The sequence below is a fragment of the Streptomyces sp. NBC_01171 genome, from assembly GCF_045039805.1.
Lineage (GTDB): Bacteria > Actinomycetota > Actinomycetes > Streptomycetales > Streptomycetaceae > Streptomyces.
Genome location: NZ_CP108609.1, coordinates 759973 through 784946 on the forward strand (window position 1 = coordinate 759973; position 24974 = coordinate 784946).

Annotated in this window: 29 protein-coding genes; 15 read left to right on the forward strand and 14 right to left on the reverse strand. The window is 71.5% G+C overall.

Annotation, left to right across the window (positions count from 1 at the left end; translation table 11 throughout):
* Positions 1-30: 30 nt before the first annotated feature.
* The 7 genes from OG448_RS03490 to OG448_RS03520 form a co-directional block, all read right to left on the reverse strand.
* Positions 31-204: a hypothetical protein gene (locus OG448_RS03490; RefSeq protein WP_405551454.1), complete on the reverse strand. Its 174-nt coding sequence runs from the start codon at positions 202-204 to the stop codon at positions 31-33.
* On the reverse strand, positions 201-884 hold the full coding sequence (locus OG448_RS03495) for an SDR family oxidoreductase (RefSeq protein ID WP_405551455.1): 684 nt from the start codon (positions 882-884) through the stop codon (positions 201-203). Before OG448_RS03495 ends, OG448_RS03490 begins: the two co-directional genes overlap by 4 nt.
* A gap of 64 nt (positions 885-948) precedes the next feature.
* Positions 949-1845 carry a sucrase ferredoxin gene (locus OG448_RS03500; RefSeq protein WP_405551456.1) on the reverse strand — a complete coding sequence of 299 codons (897 nt, stop codon included), beginning with the start codon at positions 1843-1845 and terminating at the stop codon, positions 949-951.
* Between the two features lie 7 nt (positions 1846-1852).
* On the reverse strand, positions 1853-3058 hold the full coding sequence (locus OG448_RS03505; RefSeq protein WP_405551457.1) for a cupin domain-containing protein: 1206 nt from the start codon (positions 3056-3058) through the stop codon (positions 1853-1855).
* The gene (locus tag OG448_RS03510) at positions 3055-3438 is read right to left on the reverse strand and encodes a BatC protein (protein ID WP_405551458.1); all 384 of its coding nucleotides are present in this window, start codon (positions 3436-3438) and stop codon (positions 3055-3057) included. The genes OG448_RS03505 and OG448_RS03510 overlap by 4 nt, the downstream gene beginning before the upstream one ends.
* Positions 3439-3593: 155 nt before the next feature.
* On the reverse strand, positions 3594-4181 hold the full coding sequence (locus OG448_RS03515) for a lytic transglycosylase domain-containing protein (RefSeq protein ID WP_405551459.1): 588 nt from the start codon (positions 4179-4181) through the stop codon (positions 3594-3596).
* Between the two features lie 91 nt (positions 4182-4272).
* Positions 4273-5088 (reverse strand): SAM-dependent methyltransferase, encoded by an 816-nt coding sequence (locus OG448_RS03520; protein ID WP_405551460.1) that lies wholly within the window; start codon positions 5086-5088, stop codon positions 4273-4275.
* A 244-nt stretch (positions 5089-5332) separates the two neighbouring features.
* Between OG448_RS03520 and OG448_RS03525 the strand changes: the two genes are divergently transcribed.
* The gene (locus OG448_RS03525) at positions 5333-6574 is read left to right on the forward strand and encodes a PP2C family protein-serine/threonine phosphatase (protein ID WP_405551461.1); all 1242 of its coding nucleotides are present in this window, start codon (positions 5333-5335) and stop codon (positions 6572-6574) included.
* Positions 6575-6580: 6 nt separating this feature from the next.
* Here the strand turns inward: OG448_RS03525 and OG448_RS03530 are convergent, their stop codons facing one another.
* Positions 6581-7021: an ATP-binding protein gene (locus OG448_RS03530; protein ID WP_405551462.1), complete on the reverse strand. Its 441-nt coding sequence runs from the start codon at positions 7019-7021 to the stop codon at positions 6581-6583.
* Positions 7022-7183: 162 nt separating this feature from the next.
* On the opposite strand from OG448_RS03530, the gene OG448_RS03535 reads away from it, so the two are divergent.
* The 3 genes from OG448_RS03535 to OG448_RS03545 are packed head-to-tail and all read left to right on the forward strand — an operon-like array spanning position 7184 to position 9158.
* Positions 7184-8062, forward strand: coding sequence for a helix-turn-helix domain-containing protein (locus OG448_RS03535; protein WP_405551463.1), 879 nt, complete (start codon positions 7184-7186; stop codon positions 8060-8062).
* Positions 8059-8316, forward strand: coding sequence for a DUF397 domain-containing protein (locus OG448_RS03540; protein WP_391293792.1), 258 nt, complete (start codon positions 8059-8061; stop codon positions 8314-8316). The genes OG448_RS03535 and OG448_RS03540 overlap by 4 nt, the downstream gene beginning before the upstream one ends.
* 35 nt (positions 8317-8351) lie before the next feature.
* Complete coding sequence (locus tag OG448_RS03545; RefSeq protein ID WP_405551464.1) at positions 8352-9158, forward strand: SAM-dependent methyltransferase; 807 nt, start codon at positions 8352-8354, stop codon at positions 9156-9158.
* A 79-nt stretch (positions 9159-9237) separates the two neighbouring features.
* Here OG448_RS03545 and proP read toward each other — a convergent pair whose 3' ends face one another.
* Complete coding sequence (gene proP, locus OG448_RS03550) at positions 9238-10734, reverse strand: glycine betaine/L-proline transporter ProP (RefSeq protein WP_405551465.1); 1497 nt, start codon at positions 10732-10734, stop codon at positions 9238-9240.
* Between the two features lie 195 nt (positions 10735-10929).
* Here proP and OG448_RS03555 point away from each other — a divergent pair, with 195 nt between their 5' ends.
* The gene (locus OG448_RS03555; RefSeq protein ID WP_405551466.1) at positions 10930-12450 is read left to right on the forward strand and encodes an MFS transporter; all 1521 of its coding nucleotides are present in this window, start codon (positions 10930-10932) and stop codon (positions 12448-12450) included.
* Positions 12451-12469: 19 nt separating this feature from the next.
* Here the strand turns inward: OG448_RS03555 and ligD are convergent, their stop codons facing one another.
* Positions 12470-13393, reverse strand: coding sequence for a non-homologous end-joining DNA ligase (gene ligD / locus OG448_RS03560; RefSeq protein ID WP_405551467.1), 924 nt, complete (start codon positions 13391-13393; stop codon positions 12470-12472).
* A gap of 221 nt (positions 13394-13614) precedes the next feature.
* The gene (locus OG448_RS03565) at positions 13615-14913 is read right to left on the reverse strand and encodes a PP2C family protein-serine/threonine phosphatase (protein ID WP_405551468.1); all 1299 of its coding nucleotides are present in this window, start codon (positions 14911-14913) and stop codon (positions 13615-13617) included.
* A 116-nt stretch (positions 14914-15029) separates the two neighbouring features.
* On the opposite strand from OG448_RS03565, the gene OG448_RS03570 reads away from it, so the two are divergent.
* Both OG448_RS03570 and OG448_RS03575 read left to right on the forward strand, forming a co-directional pair.
* Positions 15030-15224 carry a DUF6480 family protein gene (locus tag OG448_RS03570; RefSeq protein ID WP_405551469.1) on the forward strand — a complete coding sequence of 65 codons (195 nt, stop codon included), beginning with the start codon at positions 15030-15032 and terminating at the stop codon, positions 15222-15224.
* A gap of 54 nt (positions 15225-15278) precedes the next feature.
* Complete coding sequence (locus OG448_RS03575; RefSeq protein WP_405551470.1) at positions 15279-16472, forward strand: epoxide hydrolase family protein; 1194 nt, start codon at positions 15279-15281, stop codon at positions 16470-16472.
* A gap of 63 nt (positions 16473-16535) precedes the next feature.
* Here OG448_RS03575 and OG448_RS03580 read toward each other — a convergent pair whose 3' ends face one another.
* Positions 16536-17540 carry an SRPBCC family protein gene (locus OG448_RS03580; RefSeq protein WP_405551471.1) on the reverse strand — a complete coding sequence of 335 codons (1005 nt, stop codon included), beginning with the start codon at positions 17538-17540 and terminating at the stop codon, positions 16536-16538.
* 3 nt (positions 17541-17543) lie between these two features.
* Positions 17544-18458: a histone protein gene (locus OG448_RS03585; protein ID WP_405551472.1), complete on the reverse strand. Its 915-nt coding sequence runs from the start codon at positions 18456-18458 to the stop codon at positions 17544-17546.
* 268 nt (positions 18459-18726) lie between these two features.
* Between OG448_RS03585 and OG448_RS03590 the strand changes: the two genes are divergently transcribed.
* Genes OG448_RS03590 through OG448_RS03625 form a run of 8 tightly spaced genes read left to right on the forward strand, consistent with a single transcriptional unit; the run spans position 18727 to position 22587 of the window.
* On the forward strand, positions 18727-19077 hold the full coding sequence (locus OG448_RS03590) for a gas vesicle protein (protein WP_405551473.1): 351 nt from the start codon (positions 18727-18729) through the stop codon (positions 19075-19077).
* Between the two features lie 24 nt (positions 19078-19101).
* Entirely contained in the window at positions 19102-19575 is a 474-nt protein-coding gene (locus OG448_RS03595) for a gas vesicle structural protein GvpA (protein WP_405551474.1), read from the forward strand.
* A gap of 3 nt (positions 19576-19578) precedes the next feature.
* Entirely contained in the window at positions 19579-20292 is a 714-nt protein-coding gene (locus OG448_RS03600) for a GvpL/GvpF family gas vesicle protein (protein ID WP_405551475.1), read from the forward strand.
* A gap of 22 nt (positions 20293-20314) precedes the next feature.
* The gene (locus OG448_RS03605; protein WP_391293766.1) at positions 20315-20563 is read left to right on the forward strand and encodes a gas vesicle protein GvpG; all 249 of its coding nucleotides are present in this window, start codon (positions 20315-20317) and stop codon (positions 20561-20563) included.
* A gap of 34 nt (positions 20564-20597) precedes the next feature.
* Positions 20598-21146, forward strand: a complete 549-nt coding sequence (locus tag OG448_RS03610) for a gas vesicle protein (RefSeq protein ID WP_405551476.1) — start codon at positions 20598-20600, stop codon at positions 21144-21146.
* Positions 21139-21945, forward strand: a complete 807-nt coding sequence (locus tag OG448_RS03615) for a GvpL/GvpF family gas vesicle protein (protein ID WP_405551477.1) — start codon at positions 21139-21141, stop codon at positions 21943-21945. The genes OG448_RS03610 and OG448_RS03615 overlap by 8 nt, the downstream gene beginning before the upstream one ends.
* Positions 21942-22187: a gas vesicle protein gene (locus OG448_RS03620; RefSeq protein ID WP_030816349.1), complete on the forward strand. Its 246-nt coding sequence runs from the start codon at positions 21942-21944 to the stop codon at positions 22185-22187. The genes OG448_RS03615 and OG448_RS03620 overlap by 4 nt, the downstream gene beginning before the upstream one ends.
* Positions 22177-22587, forward strand: a complete 411-nt coding sequence (locus OG448_RS03625; protein WP_405551478.1) for a gas vesicle protein K — start codon at positions 22177-22179, stop codon at positions 22585-22587. The genes OG448_RS03620 and OG448_RS03625 overlap by 11 nt, the downstream gene beginning before the upstream one ends.
* Positions 22588-22608: 21 nt before the next feature.
* Here the strand turns inward: OG448_RS03625 and OG448_RS03630 are convergent, their stop codons facing one another.
* Positions 22609-24933 (reverse strand): FdhF/YdeP family oxidoreductase, encoded by a 2325-nt coding sequence (locus OG448_RS03630; protein WP_405551479.1) that lies wholly within the window; start codon positions 24931-24933, stop codon positions 22609-22611.
* Positions 24934-24974 lie beyond the last annotated feature (41 nt).

Here is a 24974-nt window from a genome sequence, read left to right on the forward strand (position 1 = left end):
TACGGTGCACGCCAAAGGTGACAGATCCCGTCACCTTTGTTCTTGCGTGGCTTCGATTTCCTCGCTGACCACCGAGTACGCGGTGTCCCGGTGCGCGTCGTGTTCCGCCAGGCGGGCGGTCAGGGAGGCGCGGATGTCGTCGTAGGTGTCCGAGCCGAGGGGCAGGCGGAGCGGGGCCGCGCCGGTGTCGACCAGGTCGATCATGGCCTGGGCGATCTTCTCGGGGGCGTTGGGCAGGACGAAGGCGCCGTCGGCGAGGGCCTGGCGGGTCTCGCCGGCCGGGGTGGTGGCGTACTCCGGCATGGGTGGGGCGGTGTCCAGGCGGTGCCGAAGCCGGTCGGGGTGGCGCCGGGTTCCACGATGGTGAGGGTGATGCCGAAGGGGGCGATCTCCCGGGCGACCGTCTCGCAGAAGCCCTCGATGCCCCACTTGGAGGCGTGGTAGTAGCCGAAGCCGGGGTAGGTGGTCTGGCCGCCCGCGGTGGAGACCTGGAGGATGCGGCCCTGGCCCTGGGCGCGCAGGTGGGGCAGCGCGGCGCGGATGACGTGGATGGAGCCGAGCAGGTTGGTGTCGATCACCCGCCGGATCTGTTCCTCGGTGGCCTCCTCCACGGAGGCGAAGACGCCGTACCCCGCGTTGTTGACGACCACGTCGATCTCGCCTAGGTCCGCGAAGGCGTCGGCGACGACCTTCTCCACCTGGTCGGTGTCGGTGACGTCGAGGCGGGCGGTCCAGAGCCGATCGCCGTACTCGGCGCGCAGGTCGTCCAGGGCCTCGGGGCGGCGCAGGGTGGCCGCCACCCGGTCGCCGCGTGCGAGCAGCCGCTCGGTGAGGAGGCGGCCGAACCCGGACGAGGTGCCCGTGATGAACCAGGTGCTGGTCATGGTGTTCCTTCCGGTGAAGTCCCCTTACGACGCTAGGACTTCGCGTGGACTCGAAGGCAACCGGTCAGGCCGGGTGGATGGACCGCACCTCGTAGCCGACCGCGGGGCTCGGTACGGGACCCCGGCAGGTGAGCCGGTAGGGGGCCGTGCGGTGGGCGTGCACCTCGATGTCGAACGCGGTCGGGCGGGGGGCGTGGAGTTCGACGCGGACGCGCCAGTCGTCGCCGTCGCGGGCGGTGCCGGTGACCGTGTAGTCGTGCCGCCCGGCCGGGCCGAAGCGGGCGAGCAGGGCGGCGACTGCGACCTGCTGAGGCGGGGCCAGGTCGGTGTACCCGCGCAGGAAGTCGGGGTGGATGCGTCCGGCGAGGTGTTCCTCGACCACCCCCACGGCCGAAGTGGGGTCGAGACAGCCGTAGTACGTCCCGTCGGGCACCATGACGACGTTGGCGGCGAACCGGTCCCCGCCCACGTGGGTGCACTCCCAGACGAGGTTGGGCCAGTGCTCGCTGAGCGCCCGCGCCACGGGCCGGCCGCGTACGGCGCAGCAGATGTCGTGCTGCCCGTGCACGCAGACCAGGACGACGGGCGGCTCGTCGAGGGGGCCCGGTGTCCGGAGCGCCTCGGCGATCTCCACGAGGTCTTGGTCGCTGTTCCAGGTGCCCCAGCGCTGGCGGTAGGCGCCCGACCGCTCGTAGTGCAGCACGGCCCAGCGGCCGGGCCCCTCGGGTCTGGGACGGGTGAGCCGCCTGATGAGGAAGATGCGGGCCCGGACCGCGTGCGCGGCGGCCCAGACGTGGGCCTTGACCACCGGGTCGAGGTCGAGGCCGTCGTAGCCGTTGGTCGGCCATGCGCCCCGGTACTCGATCAGCACCCAGACCGTACCGCGCGGCGCGGTGCCCGCGATCGCGTCGCCGCGCATCCGGGCGGCGTCGGCGCAGAAGAACCGGTCTGTGGTGGTCACCGGGCCGCTACTGTCCGCCCGGCACCAGCACGCCCGCGCGGAGCAGCCGTCCGGCGAGGGGGAGCCCGAGGTCACCGGCCCTACGCACGTCGCCGTCGAGCAGGCGCGTCACCGCGGGGAGGTCGGTCTCGGGAAAGTCGAGCCAGCCGACGCGTGTCATCAGGCGGCTCCCTTCCAGCCGGGCCTCCAGCGCGTCGCGCAGGCGTACGGGCGACTCGGGAACGAGGGCGTCGACGGCGGCGAGCTGGGCCAGCGGGCCGAGCGGCGCCGGGCGGCCCTGGCCGCGCCGGGTGCGGTGGAACAGCGGGGCGGGGTCGGCGTCGGCGACGGCCGCGGTGAGGCGCTCGCGGACGCCGTCGAGCACCTCCGCCGTGGCATCGGCGCCGAGCGGCAGCGTGGCGCGGCTCCAGGGATCGTCGCGGAGCGCGGCGAGGGCGGCCTCGGCGAGCTGTTCGGCGAGCGCGTAGCGGGTCCAGACGTGGACGCCGAGGGTCAGGTGGATGGAGACCTCGCCCTTGGCGCGGGCGGCGTGCAGCCAGCCGCGCGGCAGATAGAGGACGTCCCCGGGCTCCAGCACGGTGTCGATGTACGCGGGCCCCTCCGCCGCCTCGGCGACGGCGGCCCGGTGGTCGGTCCAGGGCTGGTCCCTGAGCGGATCACGGTGGACGGGCTCGTGGACCAGCCAGCGCTTGCTGCCCTGGATCTGGACGACGAACACGTCATGGACGTCGTAGTGGTCGTCGAAGCCCTGGCTCTGCGGCGGGGTGATGTAGGCGTTGGCCTGCACCGGGTGGCCCAGCTCGGCGCACAGCCCGGCGCACAGCTCCCCGACCGGCTCCCAGGTGCGCTGGAGGGCCTGGAGGACGAGGGTGGCGCCGTCGGCGAACAGCCGCCACAGCGCGGTGTCGTCGAGCTGGTCGGCGATGGTGGCACCGACGCCGCCGGGCGAGGTGTAGGACGACTCGGGGAGCACGGTGCCGTTCTTGGCGACGCGGAGGAAGGGGGTGCGCAGGCCCCGGCGCGCGAGGAGTTCGTCCACCGCGCCGGCGTCGAACACGTCGGAGAAGTCGCTCGCGTGGCGAGTGAGCAGCGCGGTGCGCGACCAGACGTCCCGCGCGAAGACGTCGGGGTCGAGGTCGGTCAGACGGCGCCCCAGAATCCCGGCACCCCTGGGGGTGCCGGGATCACGGGAGTCGCCGGCCGGGCCGGTCAAGCGCCGCCGTCCGCGCCGCCGTCGTGGACACCGGGCTGACCGGCGGCACCGCCGTCGGCCGGGCCCTCGGCGCCGTCGTCCGCGCCACCGTCGGCGCCACCGTCGTGCACACCGGGAACACCGGCCGCCCCACCGTCGGCGGGACCCTCGGCACCCTCGTCGGCGCCACCGTCGTGGACACCGGGGACACCGGCCGCGCCGCCGTCCGCGGGGCCCTCGGCGCTGCCGTCCGCACCGCCGTCGTGCACACCGGGAACGCCCGCCGCGCCGCCGTCCGCGGGACCTTCGGCGCTGCCGTCCGCACCGCCGTCGTGCACGCCGGGCTCGCCGGCCGCCCCGCCGTCCGCGGGGCCCTCGTGCTGGTGATCGGAAGTAGCCACAGTTCCTCCTCGCCGTCGCCCTGGGTGGACCCGCCGCCCGGTCAACGAGGCCGGACGGACTCTCCGGCGGTGCCGAGGCACGCCGGCTGGGCCTCTCCGACTACCGTCACCCAGAAACCGGCCGCCTGCATCCGGTGGGCCGAGGCGGTCGGCGCTCAGCCCGCCACCGCGTCTGGGTCCCGCGGCCTGCCGCCCTCGGCCAGCGCGTCGGCGGCCCGGCCCCGGTACTCGCGGTAGCGCCGCAGGTACGACCGCGCCATGGGCCCCGGCGGGACGCCACGGGCGAAGGCCCGCATGTTGCGCTCGCCCGCGTTGTAGCCGAGGGCGAGCAGCTCGTCGCGGCTGTAACGGCGCACGTGGGCACCCGGAAGGGCCCGGTCGAGGTCCCTCAGATGCAGGGCCGCGACACGGACGGCGAACGCGGGGTCGTCCCGCAGGTCCTCCCAGCTCCCCGACAGGCCGTGCGCGCGCCGGACCGACTCGAAGGCCCCTTTGTGCATGTTGGCCACGCCGAAGGACGCGCCGGGCTTCCACCACTGCCAGAGGCGTTCGAGGAGCGGGTGGTGCGGTTTGTACGCCTCGTTGTGCAGCACGGTCATCAGCAGCACCGGCGACACCCCGGCCGTCTCGGCGCTGCGGGCGACGGTCCCCGCGTAGTCGGCCGGGTCGTAGCCGCCGGGCAGCAGGGGCGGGGTCGGGGCGCGGCCGGGATCGTGCGCTGCCTGCGTCGGTCTTCTGTCCATGAGCACGGCCTTTCCCCTGCCACCAGCCGGACGGCGGAACTCCCGTCGTCCTTCTGGCCACCAAGTGCCCGAGCGCCCCGGCCTCAATCCCCTACCGGCGGGTGGTCCGTCCGACCCCGGCGTACACCCAGTACTCGGTCGGGTTGTCCGGGAGGGCCCCGGCCGGGTCGGGGCGCCACAGCGGGACGTGGACCAGGCCGGGCTCGGCGAGGTCGAAGCCGTCGAAGAGGCCGAGGATCTCGTCGTACGAGCGGGCGGTCACCGGGGAGGTGGCGCGGGACCGGTAGAGCTGTCCCACGGCGGCGGCGGTGTCGGGGCGGTCCTGGTTGGTCGCGTGGGACATCGCCAGCCAGCTCCCCTCGGGCAGCGCGTCCCGGAAGGCGCCCACGAGAGCGCGCGGGTCCTCCTCGGGCGTGATGAAGTGCAGGATCGTGATCATCAGTACGGCGACGGGTTCGTCGAAGTCGATCAGCTTGCGGAGCTGCGGCGACTGGAGGATGTCGGCCGGCCTGCGGATGTCGCCGTCGACGATGTCCGCGTGCGGGTTGTCCGCGAGCAGTGACGCGCTGTGCGCCACGGCGACGGGATCGTTGTCGACGTACACCACACGGGCGTCCGGGTCGGCCGCCTGGGCCACCTCGTGGACGTTGCCCTGGGTGGGGATGCCGGAGCCGAGGTCGATGAACTGCCGTATCCCGGAGTCGATCAGGAAGCGCACGGCCCGGCCGAGGAAGTCCCGGTTGGCCCGCGCGAGAGTACGCACCTGGGGATCGATGGCGGTGAACGCGGCCACCGCCTCCCGGTCGATGGCGAAGTTGTGCTGTCCGCCCAGCATCGCGTCGTACATCCGGGCGACGCTCGCCTTGTCGGGCTCTGCCCCGGAACCCGCAATCGTGCTGTCGGACATCGCAACTTCCTTCCCTCGCACGCGACTTGACGACGCATCATATAGTTGCCCGGAACGACGAGCGACGCCCCGCCCCGCCTCTTCCGGCCTGTCGCGCGGCTGTCGCGCTCACCCCCGGAAAGGCACGACTCTGCGGAACGACCCGCGCAGCCGCATCGACGAACCGCCCGCCGCCCGGACCTCGCCGCGCCGGCCGCTCCTCTCCCCCGCCACCGACGCGATCGGCTCCGCGCTCGATCTGCCGTTGACCGGTGGCCAGTTCACGCACGCGCTGGCCCCCGCCTTCGCTGACGCGGCCTCGGTGTACCTGCTGGAGCGGTGGCGCCGGGGGGAGAACGCGGGCGCGCACCCGGACCCGCCGCGCATCGAGGCGCACCGGCTGGCGCTGCGGGTGGGGGCGGACGCGCGGGAGGACTGGGAGAAGCTGCTGCCGGTCGGCGAGGTGATCGTCTTCCCCCGCGAGACGCCGTACGCCCGCGCGCTGTCCTCCGGGCAGGCCCAGTTGCTCGACGCGGTGGACCCGCACACCTCCGCGCGGCTGGCCGCATCCGGCAACGGGGACGCGCGGATGGACGAGCTGCTGCGGACGGCGTCCTTCCTGGTCGTGCCGCTGCGGCTGCGGGAGGTCACGATCGGCTTCGTCGCGTGCACGCGCGGTCCGGACCGGGCGCCGTTCGGGTCCACCGAGGTGACGGCCGTGGAGGCGCTGGCGGCGCGGGCCTCGGTCGCCCTGGACAACGCCCGCCGCTACGAGCACGAGCGGCGCACCACGCTGGCCATCCGGGACAGCCTGACGTCGGGCGCGCTCCAGCGGTTCGAGGGGTGCCGGGTGAGCCACGGCTCGCTGCCCGCCAGCCAGGACACGGTGATAGGCGGCGACTGGTACGACGTGCTGCGGCGGCCGGACGGGCGGGTCGGCCTGATCGTGGGCGACGCGATGGGCCACGGCCCGGAGTCCGCCGTCGCCATGTTGCAACTCCGCACGGCGGTACGGGCGTTCGCCGGGTTCGACATACCGGCGGTGGATCTCGTGCGACGGCTGGACGCGCTGGCCAGTGACACGCCCGGCGCTTCCTTCGCCACCTGTGTCTACGCGGAGTGGGCACCGGAGGAGCGCACCTGCACCCTGGTGAGCGCCGGCCATCCTCCCCCGCTGCTGCGCGGCCCGGACGGCAGGACCGCCCCGGTCCCCCTGACCGAGCCCGGCCTGCCCCTGGGGCTCGGCACGGGCCACTACGAGGCGACCGTGTTCAGCGTCCCGGAGCCCGCGCTGCTGGTGCTCTACAGCGACGGCCTGGTGGAGTCCCGCGACGCCGACATCGACCACCAGATAGCCCGCCTGGCCGACTCCCTGGACGCGGCCGTCCCGGAGTCGGGCACCGATCTGCCCGCCCTGTGCGAGCACCTGCTGCACGCGCCCTCCGGCACGGGCGGCGCGGACGACCGCACCCTGCTGCTGGCCGAACTGACGCCCGCCGAAGGCTGATCCGGCTCAGGGACTCAGCGTCGCCCAGACCGCGTTGCCGCTGGTGAGCCGGGAGCGGTCGACGCCCCAGGAGTCGGCGAGCTGCTCGACGAGCACCAGGCCCCGGCCGCCCTCGTCGTCGGGGCCCGGTTCGCGCCGGGTGAGGCCCTGGCCGGAGTAGTCGTGGTCATGCACCTCGATGCGCAGCCGGCCGGGGGCGATGAGACCGATGCCGCAGAGGATGCGCACGCTGGACGTGTGCAGGACGGCGTTGGTCGCCAGCTCGGAGACGAGCAGCACGGCGTCCGCGCGCAGCTCTGCGGGCAGGTGCCAGCCGGTCAGCCGGTCCCGCATGGAGCGGCGCGCGATCCGGACGCTGGAATGGTGCGAGCGCAAAGTGATCCAGTGCGTCTGGTCCGGGTCCGCTACGTCTAACAGGTCCGGTGACGAGGTCGTGGTGGGGGTCACGATGATTGCCTTCCGTGAGGCGGTCACTCAAGTAACTATGCTCGCAACCGAGTTCAGGCTGCAACCGACTCCCTGATAATTACAGAGAGCCGCTATCCGTCTGGTTGATTCACCAACTCCCTGTCACACTCTTACGAGTGACAGCCCATCAGGAGGTAGGGCGTGAGTGAAGGCCGTTCGAGCGCGGGCAGCGCCGGAAGTGCGCCCACCGTGCTGCGCATGGTCCTGGGCCGCAGACTTCAGGAGCGGCGCCAGGAGGCGGGCGTCTCGCTTGAGGACGCGGCGCGGGCGCTCAGGGTCACGACCCTGACCATCCGCCGGCTGGAGAAGGCGGAGGTGGCGCTCAAGCCCCTCTATGTGGAGAAGCTGCTGGAGACGTACGGCGCCGACGGGCAGGAGCGGGACGAGTTCGTCGCCTTCGCCGAGCGGGCCAACGAGCCCGGCTGGTGGCACGCCTACCGCGACGTGGTGCCGGGCTGGTTCAGCGCGTACGTGAGCCTGGAGACGGGCGCGCAGACCCTGCGCACCTACGAGCCGCACTATGTGACGGGCCTGCTCCAGACCCCCGCGTACGCGCGCGCCGTGCTGAGCGGCGGCTTCCCGAACGACGGTGACGAGGACCTGGCGCGCCGGGTGGACCTGCGGCTGCGCCGCAGCGCCCTGCTGGAGCGCGCCGACTCGCCGACGCTGTGGGTCGTGATGGAGGAGGCCGTGCTGCACCGGGTGGTGGGCGGGCCCGAGGTGATGCGGGAGCAGATCGACCGGCTGCTGGAGTTCTCCGAGCTGCCGCACGTCAGCGTCGACGTGGTGCCGTTCGCGGCCGGCGCCCACGTGGGGGCGTGCGCGCCGTTCACGTACTTCCGGTTCGAGGAGCCGGAGCTGCCGGACATCGTCTACAGCGAGATCCTCTCCGGCGCGATGTACCTGGACCAGCGCTCCGACGTCGTCGCCCATCTGGAGGCGCACAACCGCATGTCCCTGCTGTCCTCCGACGCGCAGAGCAGGGCACTCCTGAACCGCATGCGCAAGGAGTACTCATGACCACCATCGACGGCCGCGGCCACGCCTACAACGGGATGCCCGCCTCCGAACTCGGCGAGCAGGGCTGGGAGTCGCCGTGGAGCGGCCCCAACGGCGGCCAGTGCGTGCAGACCAAGCAGCTCGCCGACGGCCGGGTGGCGCTGCGCCAGTCGACCGACCCCGCCGGACCCGCGCTGATCTACACCCCGGAGGAGATCACCGCGTTCGTCGCGGGGGTCAAGCGGGGCCTCGCGGACCATCTGACCAACGGCTGACTTCTCCCCCCACGCACACACCGAAAAGGGACAGGATGACCGACTCACACGCGGCGCGGGACATCGACACCAGCAGGCCCCACTCCGCCCGGATGTACGACTACTACCTGGGCGGCAAGGACCACTTCGAAGTGGACAAGCACGCCGCCGAGGCGGTGGCGTCGGCCTATCCCGGCATCTTCGTGTGCGCCCGCGAGAACCGTGCCTTCATGCACCGCGCCACCCGCGTCCTCGCCCGGGAGCACGGCATCCGGCAGTGGCTGGACATCGGCACCGGCATCCCCACCGAGCCCAACCTGCACCAGGTCGCCCAGACCGTGGTGGCCGACGCGCGCGTGGTGTACGCCGACAACGACCCGCTGGTCCTCAAGTACGCCGAGCGTCTGATGCGCAGCACCGCCGAGGGGCGCACCGCGTACATAGAGGCGGACGTCAACGACCCGCAGTCGCTGCTGGACGCCCCCGAGCTGACCGACGTGCTGGACATGAAGCAGCCGGTAGCGCTGTCCCTGAACGCCCTGATGCACTTCGTGCCGGACGACCGGGACCCGTACGGGATCGTCAGCCGGCTGCTGGACGTGCTCCCCCCGGGCAGCGCGCTGGCCCTGAGCCACTGCACGCCCGACTTCGACGCGCCGACCTGGCAGAAGGTCACCGACATCTACAACGGTGCCGGGACGCCGGTGCAGTTCCGCTCCCGCGCGGACGTGGCGCGCTTCTTCGACGGGCTGGAGCTGCTGGAGCCCGGCGTCCAGGTCGGCCACCGCTGGCGCCCGGACGCCGAGCCGACCGCCACGGACGCGGAGGTCAGCCTGTGGACCGCGGTGGGCATCAAGCCGTAGGCGCTTCGGCCGGAGACGACGGAACGCCCCCATGCCGCGATGGCTGGGAGCGTTCCGTCGTACCGGGGTCCGATGCGGGTCAGAACTTGGGCGCCGGGGCCTGGGCCTCGACGATCTCCGCGGCCTCCTGCTCCGTCTCCACGGCCGGGGGCGAGCCCGCGAGCGGCTTGTTGGCCGTCTCCTTCATGCACAGCACCGCGATCACACCGACGACCGCGGCCGCGGTGGCGTAGTAGGCGGGCATGAGGTTGGTGTGGAAGACGCTGATCAGGTAGGTGATCACCAGCGGGGTCGTGCCGCCGAAGATGGAGGTGGCGAGGTTGTAGGCCACCGACAGGGAGCCGTAGCGCACCTGGGTCGGGAAGATCGCCGGGAGCGCCGCCGACATCGTGCCGAGCATCGCCACGAGGGAGAGGCCCATCAGGAGCAGGCCCACCGCGATGAGGACGACACTGCCCTGCCGGATGAGCAGGAAGGCCGGCACGGACAGGAAGACGAACCCGAGCATCCCGGCCATCAGCAGCGGCTTGCGCCCGAAGCGGTCCGAGAGCCGGCCGACCTGGTTGATGACGCACATCTGGAGCACCATCACCAGCAGCAGGATCAGCAGCCCGTGGTTGGTGGGATAGCCCAGCTCGTCCGAGAGATAGGTCGGCATGTACGACAGCAGCATGTAGTCGGTGATGTTGTACGCCGCGACGAGCGCGAGGCACAGCACCAGTGGACGCCAGTACCGGGTGAAGATCTTGCCGAGGTCGGCGGTGGCCGAGCTCTCCACGGCGTCGGCGGCCTCGGTCGCCCGGACGTTGCCGCCCTCCAGCTTCTGGAAGGCGGGGGTCTCGTCGAGCTTGAGCCGCAGGTACAGGCCGATGAAGCCGAGCGGCGCCGCGACCAGGAACGGGATGCGCCAGCCCCAGTGAAGCATCTGGTCCTCGCTGAACACGGTGCTCAGGACGACGACCAGGCCGGAGGCGCCGACGTATCCGGCGAGCGTGCCGAACTCCAGGAAGCTGCCGAAGAAACCGCGCCGCTTGTCGGGGGCGTACTCCGCGATGAAGGTGGAGGCGCCGCCGTACTCGCCGCCGGTCGAGAAGCCCTGGATCAGCCGGAAGAGGATCAGCAGGGCCGGGGCCCACAGGCCGATGGCGGCGTGCGAGGGGATCAGCCCGATGGCGAAGGTGCCCACCGCCATCATGATCATGGTCATGGACAGGACGCGCTTACGGCCGATCTTGTCCCCGAGCGGCCCGAAGACCATGCCGCCGAGCGGACGCACCAGGAAGGCGACGGCGAAGGTGGCGAAGGAGCTGAGCAACTGCACCGTGTCGCTCCCCGAGGGGAAGAACACCTTGCCGAGGGTCGCGGCGAGATAGCTGTAGATGCCGAAGTCGTACCACTCCATGGCGTTGCCGAGCGCGGCCGCCTTGGTGGCGCGCTTCACGGCGGCCTGGTCCGTCACGGTGATGTCGCTGCGGCGCAGCTTGGGGTTGCGCCGCCGCTCGATCGCGCGGAACAGCACACGATGGCGTCTGACCGCGCCGGGGTCCACCGGATCTTCGTTGTCGAGGGCCGCCATGGGTGTTCCTTTCGCCGTACACGTTTTCAAGCAGAACACCTGCGCAGTCAGCGCGCGCTCAAACGATCCTCTTCACTGCGCGTCCGGCCTGCTACCGAGGGTGATCGAAAAGGGGCCGTACGAGTGCCGGTGCGTGCCAGGAGCCTCCGGGGGAACTCGGATGCCCGGTGTTCGTCCCCGGTGAGAGGAGCCCTGGTGACTGCGTCGGCATCGACGGCGGGCGACGGCCGGCCGTCCGCGTCCGAGGACGGGTACGAGCCGGACCCCCGCCGGTGGCGGGCCCTGTGGGTGACCCTGGTCGCCGGTTTCATGAGCCTGCTGGACGTGACGATCGTCGCGGTCGCGCTGCCCACCATCCAGCGGGACCTGCACGCCACCCCGGCCGAGGTGCAGTGGGTGGTCTCCGGGTACGCCCTGACCTTCGCGCTCGCGCTGGTCACCGCCGGGCGGCTGGGCGACGCGCTGGACCGGCGCCGCATCTTCCTGCTGGCGCTCAGCGGGTTCGTGATCTTCAGCGCGGCGTGCGGCGCGGCTCCGGACATCACGCTGCTGGTGCTGGCCCGGCTCTGCCAGGGGCTGGCGGCGGGGTTCATGGCACCGCAGAACTCGGCACTGATCCAGCAGATGTTCCGGGGCGCCGAGCGCGGTCGGGCCTTCGGCTTCTTCGGCGCGACCGTGGGCATCTCCTCCGCCGTCGGCCCGATCACCGGCGGCGCCATCCTCGCCCTGGCCTCCGGCGAGCAGGGCTGGCGGTGGATCTTCTACGTCAACGTCCCCATCGGGCTGCTCGCGGTCCTGCTGGGCCGTCGGCTGCTGCCCCGCGTCGAGCGCAAGGGGCGCGGGAGCGTGGACGTGCCGGGCATCCTGCTGCTCGGCTCCGGGGTGCTGGCGCTGATGTATCCGCTGGTCCAGGCGGACTCGGGCGGCCTCGCGCGGCTGTGGTGGCTGTTCCCGGTCGCGGTGGTGCTGCTCGCCGCCTTCGTGCTGTGGCAGCGGCGCCTGGTCGCCCGCGAGAAGCAGCCACTGCTCGATCCGCGGCTGTTCAGCATGGTGCGTGGCTACGCGGTCGGCGCCGGGGTGGGCACGCTGTACTTCGTGGGCTTCAGCGGGGTCTGGCTGGTGTTCGCGCTGTTCTACCAGCACGGGCTCGGCTACTCCCCGCTCAAGTCGGGCCTCGCCGTGACGGCGTTCGCGCTCGGTTCGGCGAGCGCGGCCGTGCTCGCGGGGCGGCTGGTGGAGCGCTTCGGCCGGGTGCTGACGGTGTGTGGCCTGGTGGGGGTGATCGTGGGGCTCGGCGGCACCGCGCTGCTGCTGCGTCTCGCGCCGCTCGACATCGCGCCCTGGGTGGCCGCGCCGGTGCTGTTCGTCGGCGGTATCGGCTCCGGCTTCGTGGTGTCCCCCAACATCACCATGACCCTGCGCGACGTCCCCGTCCGCATGGCGGGCGCGGCCGGGGGCGCGCTCCAGACCGGGCAGCGGCTCGGCGCCGCGGTGGGCACGGCCGCGCTGCCCGGCCTGTTCTACGTGGTGCTCAGCGGCACCGGCGGCGACTACCGCACCGCCCTGGTGACGGCCCTGGCCGCCGCGCTGATCGGCATGGCCGCGTCCCTGGCGCTCGCCGCCTTCGACTGGCGCCGCGACCGGCCGGGCCGGCGCTCGCACAAGAAGTGCCCGGACGAGGTGGCCAACAGCCCGGTGCACGCCCGCCAGAACTGAGCCGCCACCCTCAGGGGAACTAGGAACGCAGCTCCGCCAGCCGGCGCCGGGCCGGGGCCAGGGCGTGGCCGCGCAGGGCGGGCCAGGGGTGGGTGCGGGCCTGGTCGACGGCGTCGGCGATGGTCCAGCGGCGGGGGCCGAGGTCCGGGTCGTCGAGCTGGTCCCAGGCGAGCGGGGTGGCGACGGGGGCGCCGGGGCGGGCGCGCACGCCGTACGGGGCGACGGCGGTCTGGGCGTAGCCGTTGCGCTGCACGTCGAGGTACAGGCGGTCGCCGCGGTCCCGTTTGCGGGCGGCCGTGGTCAGCCGGTCGGGGTGCCTGGCGACGAGGAGGTCGGCCACGTCACGGGCGAAGCCGCGCACCTCGTCGAAGTCCTGCCTCGCCAGCAGCGGCACGGTGACGTGCAGGCCGCGCGAGCCGGTGGTCATCAGCACCGAGGGCAGCTTCAGCTCCTCCAGCACCTCGCCGAGCCAGTGGGCCGCCTCGCGCACCCGCCCGAAGTCGTCGGCGCCCTCGGCCGGGTCGAGGTCGAAGACCAGCAGATCGGGCTCGTCCAGGTGGTCCACGCGGGACAGCCAGCGGTGCGGGGTCAGGCATGCCTGGTCGGCGAGGTGGAGCAGGGTGGCGGCGCTGTCGCACACGGTGTGGCAGACCGTGCCGCCCTCCTTGGGCACCTCGGCCCGCGTGATCCACTCCGGGTAGTACTCGGGGGTGTTCTTCTGCATGAACCGGGGCCCGTCGATCCCGTCGGGATACCGCTCCAGCATCAGCGGCCGCCCCCGCAGCCCCGGCAGCATGAAGGGGGCCACCTCGCGGTAGTACGCCACGAGGTCCGCCTTGGTGTACGCCGGGTGGTCACCGTCGGCCGGGAAGAGCACCTTGTCCGGCCGGTGCAGCTCGACGGTACGGCGCCCGGCGCGCACCGTGTGGCCCTCGGCGGTCATACGTCGCCCTCCCTCACCCGGCGCGGCCCTCGTGTCCCGCCGGGTACCCGAGGGGCGGCGGTCCGTAACCGGGTCATCCGGCGGACGACACCAGTTGGCCGGCAGCGCGAGACGCTCGGGACACTGCGCCAAGGTCCGCCGTCAGTCCTTGCCGTGCCGTGGGTATCCCTCGCACACAGGGCGGGCGCCACGCGGACCCGCTTCCCACGCCCCGCCCCGCCTCAGAGGGTGGAGCTGGACAGGCGCAGGGCGATCAGGGCCACGTCGTCCTCGGCGTGCGGGGCGAGGCCGGTGAGCAGCTCCTCGCACATCACGTCCAGGTCCTGGTCGACCAGGGTGGCCGCGTGCTGGCGCAGCCGGATGAGGCCGTGGTCGAGGGACTCGCCCCGCCGTTCGACCAGGCCGTCCGTGTAGAGCAGCACGGTGCCGCCGGGCGGGAGCGCGGTACTGGCGCCGGCCCGCTCCACCTCGGGGTCGACGCCGAGCACCATGCCACGGGCGGCGTCCAGGTACGTGGTGTCCCCGGCCGGGGTGACCAGTATCGGCGGCAGATGGCCGGCGGACGCCCAGTTCAGCCGGTACCGGCCGTTCCCCTCGCCCTTGAGGAGGGCGTAGACGCAGGTGGCGGTCTGGTGCGGGTAGAGGACGGCCATCGCCAGGTCCAGCCGGCGCAGGATGCTTCCGGGCGGCTCCTGGCGGTCGCAGGCGATGCCGCGCAGCATGTTGCGGATCTGGCTCATGGCGACCGCCGCCTGGAGGTCGTGACCGGTGACGTCGCCGATGATCAGCGAGATGTCGCCCTGCGGAAGCACGAAGCTGTCGTACCAGTCGCCGCCCACCTGCGCGGACGAGGTGGCGGGGACGTAGCGGGCGGCGATGCGCAGGCCGTCGATGACGGGCAGGCGGGGCAGCAGCGAGCGCTGCATGCGCTCGGCGATGGTCTGCACCTCGGTGTGCAGCCGGGCGTTGTCCACCGCGAGGGCCACCCGGTGCGCCAGCCCCTCCACCAGCGCCAGGTCCCCCTCCCCGAACGGGGCCCGGCCGGGTTCGCGCACCAGGGTCAGCGCGCCGAGCACCCGTCGCCGGGCGCGCAGCGGCGCGACGATGCCCGAGCCGCCGCCCAGCCGCCCGAACAGCTCGCTGTTCAGCGCGTGGAGCGGGTCGGACGTCTCCGGGTCCGGCTCGAACTGCTCGGCGGACAACAGCAGCGCGCCCGCCCCGCGCAGCACCCGCGACCACGGGTCGTCGGAGTCCTCCCCCACGCCGGGCAGTACACCGGTCATGCCGACCATCGGGGCGCCCGGTTCCCGGCGGGTGACGCTGACGCGCTCCAGCCGGCCCGCCTCGTCCATCAGGTCGCCCACGCTCCAGTCGGCCAGTGCGGGCACCAGCACCCGGCACACGCGGCTGATCCCCTCCACCGCGTCGAGCGTGCTCGCCAGTACGGCGGCGGTCTGGTCCAGCAGGGTGAGCCGGTCCAGTGCTTCCCGCAACGCCGGGTCCACGTCGAAGCCGTCCATGCAGGGCTCGTACCCGGCCCGCCCGGCCGGAACAACGGGCCGGGCCCGGCGAGAGCCGTTCGGCCCAGGGGTACTCGGTCACCGACACGGCCCGGCCCAGGAGAGGAGTGGCCGTCATGACGAGCCCCGAACCCGAGCGGCCCCGGGTGCCGCCCAACGAGACCCCGCCCGGCGAGAGCAGCACCTCGGCCGGCATTTCCCATGCCGAGCCGCGCCGGGCGTGGGGGCCGGTACCGCTCACCCTGATCATGCTGGTGGTGGCCCTGGTGGCGGTCGGCCTGCTCGCGATGGCGGTGGCGCTGATGATCTGAGATCCGCCTAAATGATCCTGCCCGCGTGGATCAGGGCGCCTAGGCTGCGCCGACATGACCATCGCACCGGAGCCCGGTATCCGACCGTTCCGCATCGACGTCCCGGAAAGTGAGCTGGCGGACCTGCGCCACCGCCTCGACCGCACCCGCTGGCCGGACGAACTGCCGGGGGTGGGCTGGGACTACGGCGTTCCGCGCGACTATCTGCGCGAGCTGGCGGAGTACTGGCGGCACGGGTACGACTGGCGGGCGGCGGAGGCCCGGCTGAACGAGTGGCCGCAGTTCATGACGACGATCGACGGCGCGGACATCCATTTCGCGCACATCCGCTCCCCCGAGCCGGACGCCACCCCGCTGATCGTCACGCACGGCTGGCCCGGTTCCTTCGCCGAGTTCGAGCGGATCGTGGGCCCGCTGACAGACCCCCGCGCGCACGGCGGCGATCCGGCCGACGCCTTCCATCTGGTGCTGCCGAGCATCCCCGGCTTCGGTTTCTCCGGCCCCACCCGCGAGCCCGGCTGGGAGTACCGCAGGACGGCGGCGGCCTTCGCGGAGCTGATGGACCGCCTGGGCTACGAGCGGTACGGCGCCCAGGGCGGCGACTGGGGCGCGGCCGTCTCCCGCGAGCTGGGCCGTATCCGCCCCGAGCACGTTGTCGGCGTCCACCTGAACCTCATCCCCGGCGCCGGTGCGACCGCGGAGCCGACCGGGGAGGAACTCGCCGCGCTGAGCCCGGCCGAACGCGCGCGCACCCTCGCCTCCTGGGAGCGGATGAAGGTGTGGAGCCGCGAGAAGCAGGGGTACGCCGACATCCAGTCCACCCGCCCGCAGACCCTCTCCTACGCCCTCACCGACTCCCCCGTGGGGCAACTGGCCTGGATCGTGGAGAAGTTCAAGGAGTGGACGGACTCGGTGGACCGCCCCGAGGACGCCGTCGACCGCGACCATCTGCTCACCGACGTGATGCTGTACTGGCTGACGGGAACGGCGGGTTCGTCCGCGCGCATCTACTACGAGCGTGCCCACGCGGATTATTGGGGCCGGCCGCCCGAGCCGTCCCGTACCCCGACCGGGTTCGCCGCGTTCCCGCGCGAGAACTTCATCGTGCTGCGGCACCTCGCGGAGCGGCACGACGACATCGTGCGCTGGACGGAGTTCGACCGGGGCGGGCACTTCGCGGCGATGGAGCAACCGGAGCTGCTGGTGGGGGATGTCCGGGCGTTCTTCAGGGAGTTGGACCGGCGCTGACCATGCTCGCCGGACGCGTCCGCCGTGGTGGGGCGGGCGCGCCCGGCGAACGGTGCGCGGGAGTCACCTCTCTTCCTCGCCCTCCTCGTCCTCTTCTTCCTCTTCGTCCTCGTAGTCGTCCTCCTCGTCGGGGGCTTCGTCGTCCTCTTCCTCGTCTTCGTACTCGTCCTCGTACTCCTCCTCGTCACCCTCGCCCTCTTCGCCTTCTTCGCCTTCTTCGCCCGCTTCCTGTTCCTCCTCCTCCACGACCTCCTCGTGGGTGCGGACCACCTCGCCGTCGCGGATCTCGCCGCGCCAGCCCTCCACGTCGTCCGGGTCGGCGAAGCTGACGTAGCGCTGGAAGTTCTTGAAGTCCAGTCGCAGACGGCGGCCCTGGGCGCGCCAGATGTTGCCGGTCTTCTCGAAGAAGCCGACCGGGGAGTACTCCACGACGAGGACGATGCGGGTCAGTTCGGGGGCGAGTTCGTGGAAGGTCACACAGCCGTGGGTGGTGCCCTTGGCGCCCTCGGAGGTCCAGACGATCCGCTGGTCCGGGATCTGCTCCTGGACGGTCGCCTTGTAACTGCGCTTGGAGGGGCCGACCTTCAGCTTCCAGTCGCTGGTGACCTCGTCGCCCTGGGCGACGCTCAGCACGCCCTTGGTGAAGCCGCTGAACTCGTCGTACTGGGTCCACTGGTCGTAGGTGGTGCGCAGCGGCCGTCCGATGTCCAGCACCTCGATGATGTTCATCACCTTGGCGCTGCCGGACTTCCCCTTGCTCTTGCCGCCGAACAGGCCCTTCGCCTTGTCCACCACCTTGTCTTTGACGTCCCCGGCCTTCTCGGCGACTATCGCCTTGAACGGCGATTCGCCCTGGAGAAGGCGGCTGCCGACACCCTGGATGAAGCCGCCGCCACCGCCGCCGTCACCACTGGCCGATTCGAGGAGTTTCTGGGTCAGGCCCGTCAGCTTCTCCCCCGTCTTGCCCACGAGGTGTTCCGCCTGGGCACCCAGGTAGTCGCCGACTTCGCTCCGCAGCATCTCCAGGCCGGAGCCGGCACCGTCCTTGACGTCTTCCTTGCCTGCCATGGCCTACCTCCGACGCCCAGCGGTCTTCTTGGCGGCCGACTTCTTCGCCGGAGCCTTCTTGGCGGGGGCCTTCTTCGCGGCCGTCTTCTTGGCCGCCGTCTTCTTGGCGGGGGCCGACTTCTTGGCCGGGGCCGACTTCTTGGCGGGAGCCTTCTTGGCCGGGGCCGACTTCTTGGCGGGAGCCTTCTTGGCCGGGGCCTTCTTGGCGGGAGCCTTCTTCGCCGGAGCCGACTTCTTGGCGGGGGCCTTCTTCTCGGGGGACCGACGGCGCGGTGACGGCTTCTCGGGCTCCTCCTCCGGCTCCTCCTCCTCTTCAGGCTCCTCCTCGGGCTCCTCTTCGCCTTCCTCGCCTTCTTCTTCCTCTTCCTCTTCCTCCTCGGGTTCCTCCTCCTCTTCCTCCTCGGGTTCCTCCTCCTCCGCTTGCGGTTCCTCTACTTCTTCGCCCTCCTCCTCGAACTCCTCTTCCTCCTCGGGCTCCTCGGACTCCTCCGGCTCCTCCACCTCGTCCTCGTACTCGCCTTCCTCCTCCTCTTGCTCCTCGGGCTCCTCCGGCTCCTCCGGCTCCTCGGACTCCTCTTCCTCTGCTTCCTCCGGCTTCTCCGGCTTCTGGCCGATGCGCTGCGTGCGCTCGCGGAGGGACTCGGCCAGGTCGCCCAGGCGGCGGTCGGCGGTGGCGGTGAGCGCCTTGCGTCCCGCGTTCAGGAGTTCGCCTCGCACCTGCTCGTTCAGCTCCGCGACGCCCGGTATCTCGCCCAGCTTGCCGAGACCCTCGGTGAGAAGTGCCTGGGGATTGAGCCCGGTGCGCCGTCCGGCCAGATAGGTCGCCAGGGCGAAGGCGAGGCGTCCCTTCTTCGTGCGTCCGAGTACGTAGCCACCCGCGACGGCGGTGGCGAGAGCGACTTTGGTGCTGTCATTCATGAACCGGTTCCCTTCGGAAAAGGTCGGGAGACAACCGGGTTACGGCCCGCACCCCGATCCGGCCCGCGATCGAGGAAGAAGGGATCGCACGCACCCTGTGCCATGCCGAGGCTCCGCGGGAGCCGCACACGCAGTTCCGGCGAGCCCACTGGGGAGCCGACCGACGCTGAGGCGACGTATAACCCTATATGCTGAAATTGTATGTTCATGCGTGGAATCTGGCGCCCGCTCCGACACCGGAGAGACCGCTTCGACCACCGGAGAGACCATGGCCGCAGCAGAAGAGCCCGCCAAGCGGCGGGCGGGCAGCAGTCGCGCCTCGGGCCGACGTCCGGCCGGTGAGCCGCGTCGCCGCCCCGCCAAAGGCCCTGCCTGGGCGATGCGGATCGCCGCCGAGCAGTTGACGGAACTGATCGGCCGGGCCCCGGATTCGATCTCGGCGCTGAAACCGACGAACGACGGTTGGGAGGCCGACGTAGAGGTGCTCGAACTGGAACGAGTGCCCGACACGACCAGCGTGATGGCGACCTACCGCGTCACCCTCGACAAGGAGGGCGACCTCGTGTCCTACGAGCGCACGCGACGCTACACCCGGGGGCAGATCGACCGGCGCGGCTGAGACCCGCCGGTGAAGGGAGGCACCATGACCGTGGTGCCGCAAGGCGGAGGCAATGTCACCCGAGGCGGTGGCAGCGGCAGCCTCTACGACGTCCTGGAACTCATCCTCGACCGCGGACTGGTGATCGACATCTTCGTCCGCGTATCACTGGTGGGCATCGAGATACTGAAGATCGACGCTCGCGTCGTCGTGGCCAGCGTCGACACGTACCTGCGCTTCGCGGAGGCTTGCAACCGGCTGGACCTGGAGGCCGGGCGCAAGGCGCCGGCCCAGCTCACCGACATCGTCGGCGACTCCGTGGAGAGCGGCGCCAAGGGCAAGTCCAAGGGCGCGCTGAGCGGGGCCGCCGAGGCGGTCACCGACTCTCTCAAGGCCGTCACCGGCGGTGACAGCGACGAGGAGACCGAAGAAGACACGGCAGAGGAGCGGGAGCCCGCACGGAAACGGCGGCCGGCCAAGCGCGCCTCCAAGCGGACCTCGACCCGTGAGAGGGAATGAGCGATGGGCGTCTACGTCTACTCCGTCACCGGCAAGCAGCACCCGCTGCGCCTCGACGACCTGCGCGGCGTCGGTGAATCCCCCGGCCCCCTGCGGGCGGTGACCGCCGGCTCGCTGTGCGCGGTGGTCAGCGACGCGCCCGAGGACCTGCGCCCCAAGCGCCGCGATGTCGGCGCGCACCAGGAGGTGCAGGAGCGGCTGATGGCCGACGGCACCGTGCTGCCCCTGCGGTTCGGTCTGGTGGCGGCGAGCGACGACGAGGTACGGGCCGCGCTGGAGGAGCGGGCCGAGGAGTACGCGGACCGGCTCCGGGAGCTGGAGGGCTGTACCGAGTACCACCTGAAGGTGGCGCAGGACGAGGACTCCCTGCTGCGTCAGATCCTCACCGAGTCGGCTGCCGCGCGGCAGCTCAACGACGAGATCCGGAACGGGTCGGACGACCCTTCCGCACCGGTGCGGCTCGGTGAGCTGGTGGCCCAGGAGGTACAGGCCCGTCAGGAGGCGCTGGCCGCAGGCGTGGTGGAGGCACTGCGCCCGTTCGCGCGTGACGTGGATTCCTCGCAGCCGACCGGCTCGGACTTCCTGAGTGTGTCCTTCCTGGTGGCCGACGATCAGGAAGAGGCTTTCCTCACCACGGAGTTGAGCGTCGCCCATCAACTGGGTGAGGGCCTCGACTTCCGGCTGAACGGCCCGCTTCCGCCCTACAGCTTCGTCTGAGAACCGAGAACCGAGAGACATCATGGGCCTGTTCACCCAGATCGTCACCCTCCCCCTGGCGCCGGTGCGCGGTGTCGGCTGGGTGATGGAACGCGTCCTGGAGGCGGCCGAGGACGAGTACTACGACCCCGCTCCCGTCCAGAGCGAACTCGCGGCGCTGGAGAAGCAGTTGCTCGCCGGTGAGATCGACGAGGAGACGTTCGACCGGCGTGAGGACGAACTGCTCGACCGGCTGGAGGAGATACGGAACTTCCGGAACCAGCAGCCCTGATCCAGCACGCAATAGGGAACACGAGGCCACCATCGTGAGTGAACCACTGGGCAACCGGCTCGGCTCCTCCCCTTCGCGGGCGGCGCAGCCGTACGGGCAGGGCTCGTCCGCCAACCTCGCCGACATCCTCGAACGCGTCCTCGACAAGGGCATCGTGATCGCGGGCGACATCCAGATCAACCTGCTCGACATCGAACTGCTGACCATCAAACTCCGGCTGCTGGTCGCCTCCGTCGACAAGGCGAAGGAGATGGGCATCGACTGGTGGGAGCACGATCCCTCGCTGTCCTCGCGGGCCAGAGGTGATGAGCACTCGCTCGCCGAGGAGAACCGCCGCCTGCGGGCCGAACTGAACGCGCTCAGACAGCCGGAGGAGCTTCTCGCGGACGAAGCGGAGGTGCTCGACGAGGGGGAGGAGGACGAGCCCGAGGAGGAAGTGGAAGAGGCCGAGTGGGAGGAAGAGGAACCCGAGGAGCCCGAGGCGGAGGAAGAGGAGGAAGAGGTCGAGGTGGAGGAAGAGGAACCGGAACCGGAGCCCGAGCCACGCCCCGCCCGCCGCCGGAAGCGGGCCCGCCATGAGTGACCCCATGACCTACGTCTACGGCGTGACCCGCGCCGACGACACCCTGGCGGAGCGGCTGGCAGCGCTGGAGGGCGTGGTCGGCGCCCCTGTGCACCTGGTGCCCGGCGGCGACGGCCTGGCACTGGTGGCGAGCCGGGTGCCGGCGGAGGATTTCCGGGAGGAGGCGCTGCGTCGGCGGCTGGAGGACATGGACTGGCTGACGGCGGTGGCCCGCGCCCACCACGGGGTCGTGGAGGCAGTGGCGGCGCACACCACGGTCCTCCCGCTGCGACTGGCCACCGTGTATCTCGATGACACGCGGGCGCGCGAAGTACTGGACAGCGGACGCGAGTTGTTCACGGACCGGCTGGCGCGGCTGGCGGGGCACGTCGAGTGGGGCGTGAAGGTCTACGTGGACCCCTCGGCCGCTCCCGAGACGCCCGCCGCCCAGCCGGACGCGGAGTTGAGCCCCGGACGCTCGTATCTGCGCGGCCGCCGGCAGCAGCAGCGCCATCGGGACACCGCCCACCAGGCGGCCCAGCGGGCGGCGGAGGGCATCGAGGCGGCGGGGCGTGCGTACGCCAGCGAGCGGGCCCGGCACCGGGTGCAGCAGGGGGCACTCGCCGAGGCGGCGGGCGAGAACGTGGTCAACGACGCGTATCTGGTGCCGCTGGAACAGGGGGAGGCGTTCCGGGCGGAGGTGGCGCGGGCGGCGGACGGGCTCGCGGGTGTGCGGGTGGAGATCACCGGGCCGTGGGCACCGTACTCGTTCGCCATGGCGCCCGAGAAGACCGGCGAAGGGGCGGGGGCCGGGCCGTGACCACGCCCGACCGGCAAGCCGCGACCGAGCCGCTGGCGCAGCGACAGGTCGCGCTCATCGACCTGCTGGACCGTCTGCTGAGCGGCGGGGTGGTCCTCACCGGCGACGTGGTGCTCTCCATCGCCGGTATCGATCTGGTACGGGTGTCGCTGCGGGCGCTGATCGTGTCCATCAGCTCGGAGGTGCCTTCCCCGTTCGCGGAGCCGAGGCCGATCACGGAGCGGGGCGAACATGACGGCTGACGAGGAGCGCGGCGGCCCGGACCGGCGCAGGGCGGAGGTCGCGGCGGCGGCCGAGCGGGCGTTCCGGCTGCTCCCCGCGGCGCCCGCCGACCTGCCCGCCTCCGGCGAGCGGGCGTCCGTACCGGCGCGCCGGATCACCGCCGATCCCGACACGGTGGAGCGGGACTTGATGAAGCTGGTCCTCACCCTGGTCGAGCTGCTGCGTCAGCTCATGGAGCGCCAGGCGCTCAACCGTGTGGACGAGGGCGATCTGACCGAGGAGGAGGAGGAGCGCCTGGGCGCGACGCTGATGCTCCTGCACGACCGCATGACCGGGCTGTGCGCGCGCTACGGCCTGACGATGGAGGACCTCAACCTCGACCTGGGCCCCCTGGGCACGCTGCTGCCGCCCCCGGAGTGAGGGCGGCAGCGGCGGCGGGGGTCACTCGTGCCAACGGGTGGGCTTGGTGCCGGGAGGCGGGTTGCCCGGTTCGAGCCGGACCACGAACCCCTTGGAGGTGGGCTGGTTGCTGATCTCGGCGACGCTGTCGAGCGGGATCAGCGGCTGCACCTCCGGGTAGTAGGCGGCCGCGCACCCCCGGCTGGTGGGATAGGGGATGACCTCGAAGCCCTCCACCCGGCGGTCGACGTCGTCGTGCCAGACGCCGATGATGTCGACGAACTGCCCCCTGACCAGCCCGAGATCGACCATGTCCTCGGGGTTGACCATGATGATGTTGCGGCTTCCGTGGATACCGCGGTACCGGTCGTTGTTGGTGTACGGGATGGTGTTCCACTGGTCGTGCGAGCGCGTGCTCTGCAGGACCAGGTGGCCGGGGGGCGCGGCGGACATGTCCCACTGGTTGACGGTGAACATGGCCTTGCCGGTGGCGGTGGCGTAGACGCCCTCGTTGACCGGGTTCGGGAGCTTGATGCCGCCCGGCCGGGAGACCCGCCGGTTGAAGTCGTAGAAGCCGGGGATGATCTGGGCCACCCGGTCGCGGATGTTGCCGTAGTCGGCCTCGAACTCCAGCCACGGGATGTCGACCCGGTCGCCGAGGGTGCGCTGGGCCAGCCGGCACAGGATGGCGACCTCGCTGAGCAGCAGCCGGGAGGCGGGGCGGAGCTTGCCGTAGGAGGTGTGCACCTCGCTGGAGGTGTTCTCCACGGTGACGAACTGGACGCCGCCGGCCTGGATGTCGATCTCGGTGCGGCCCAGGCACGGCAGGATCAGCGCGGTCTCGCCGGTGACGGTGTGCGCCTTGCTGAGCTTGGTGGTGATCTGCGCCGTGACCTTGCAGCGGCGCATGGCGGCGTCGGTGACGTTGGTGTCGGGGGCGGCGCGTACGAAGTTGCCCGCCAGCGACAGGAACACCTTGACCTTGCCCTCGGCCATCGCCTTGACGGCCTTCACGGCGTCGTAGCCGTGGTGGCGGGGCGGCTCGAAGCGGAACTCGGACTTGAGCGCGTCCAGGAACGAGTCGGGCATCTGCTCCCACACGCCCATGGTGCGGTCGCCCTGGACGTTGCTGTGTCCGCGCACGGGGCTGGCGCCGCAGCCGACCCGGCCCAGGTTGCCGCGCAGCATCAGGAAGTTGACGATCTCGCGGACGGTCGGCACGCCGTGCCGCTGCTGGGTGACGCCCATGGCCCAGCAGACGATGACGCTCTTGGCGTGCATGACGTAGTCGTGGGCCTCCTCGATCTGCTCCCTGGTGAGCTGGGTGGCGGTGAGGATGTCGTCCCAGGAGACGCTGCGGGCGTGCTGGGCGAACTCCTCGAAGCCGGAGGTGTGGTCGGCGATGAAGTCGTGGTCGAGCACGGTGCCGGGCGCGGCGTCCTCGGCCTCCAGCAGCAGTTTGTTGAGGCCCTGGAACAGGGCCAGGTCGCCGCCGCTGCGGATGTGCAGGAAGAGGTCGGAGATCTTGACGCCGTCGCCGATCACGCCCCGGACCTGCTGGGGGTTCTTGAACCGCATCAGGCCGGCTTCGGGCAGCGTGTTCACCGCGATGATCTTGCCGCCGTTGTCCTTGCACTCCTCGAGCGCGGACAACTGGCGCGGGTGGTTCGTCGCCGGGTTCTGGCCGACGAGGAAGATCAGGTCGGACTGGTAGATGTCGTCCAGCGAGACGGTGCCCTTGCCGGTGCCGAGCGTTTCGTGCAGGCCGAAGCCGCTGGTCTCGTGGCACAGGTTGCTGCAGTCGGGCAGGTTGTTGGTGCCGAAGGCGCGGGCGAAGAGCTGGAGCACGAACGCCGACTCGTTGCTGGCCCGGCCCGAGGTGTAGAAGCAGGCTTCGTCCGGCGAGTCCAGGGACTTCAGCTCGTCGGCGAGCAGGTCCAGCGCGTCGGCCCAGCTGATGGGCTCGTAGTAGTCCGAGTCGGCCCGCTTGATCATGGGCTCGGTGAGGCGGCCCTGCTGGTTGAGCCACAGGTCGGACTGCTGGTTGAGCCAGGAGACGGGGTGGGCGCGGAAGAACTCGCGGGTGATGCGGCGCCCGGTGGCCTCGTCGTTGATGTGCTTGGCACCGTTCTCGCAGTACTCGTTCATGTGCCGGTGGCCCGGTGCCGGGTCGGCCCAGGCGCAGCCGGGACAGTCGATGCCACCGACCTGGTTCATGGTCAGCAGCGTCGTCGCCGTGGTGCGCAGCGATGCCTCGTCGAGGGAGTACTCCAGGGCGTGCGTCACCGCCGGGACGCCCGCCGCCCATTTCTTGGGCGGGCTGACGGTCAGCGGTTCGTCCGGCTCGTGCTTGGGCGCCTTCTTCATGGGAAATGCCTCTCGCTCTGTCCTGCGGCACGCAGAAGGCC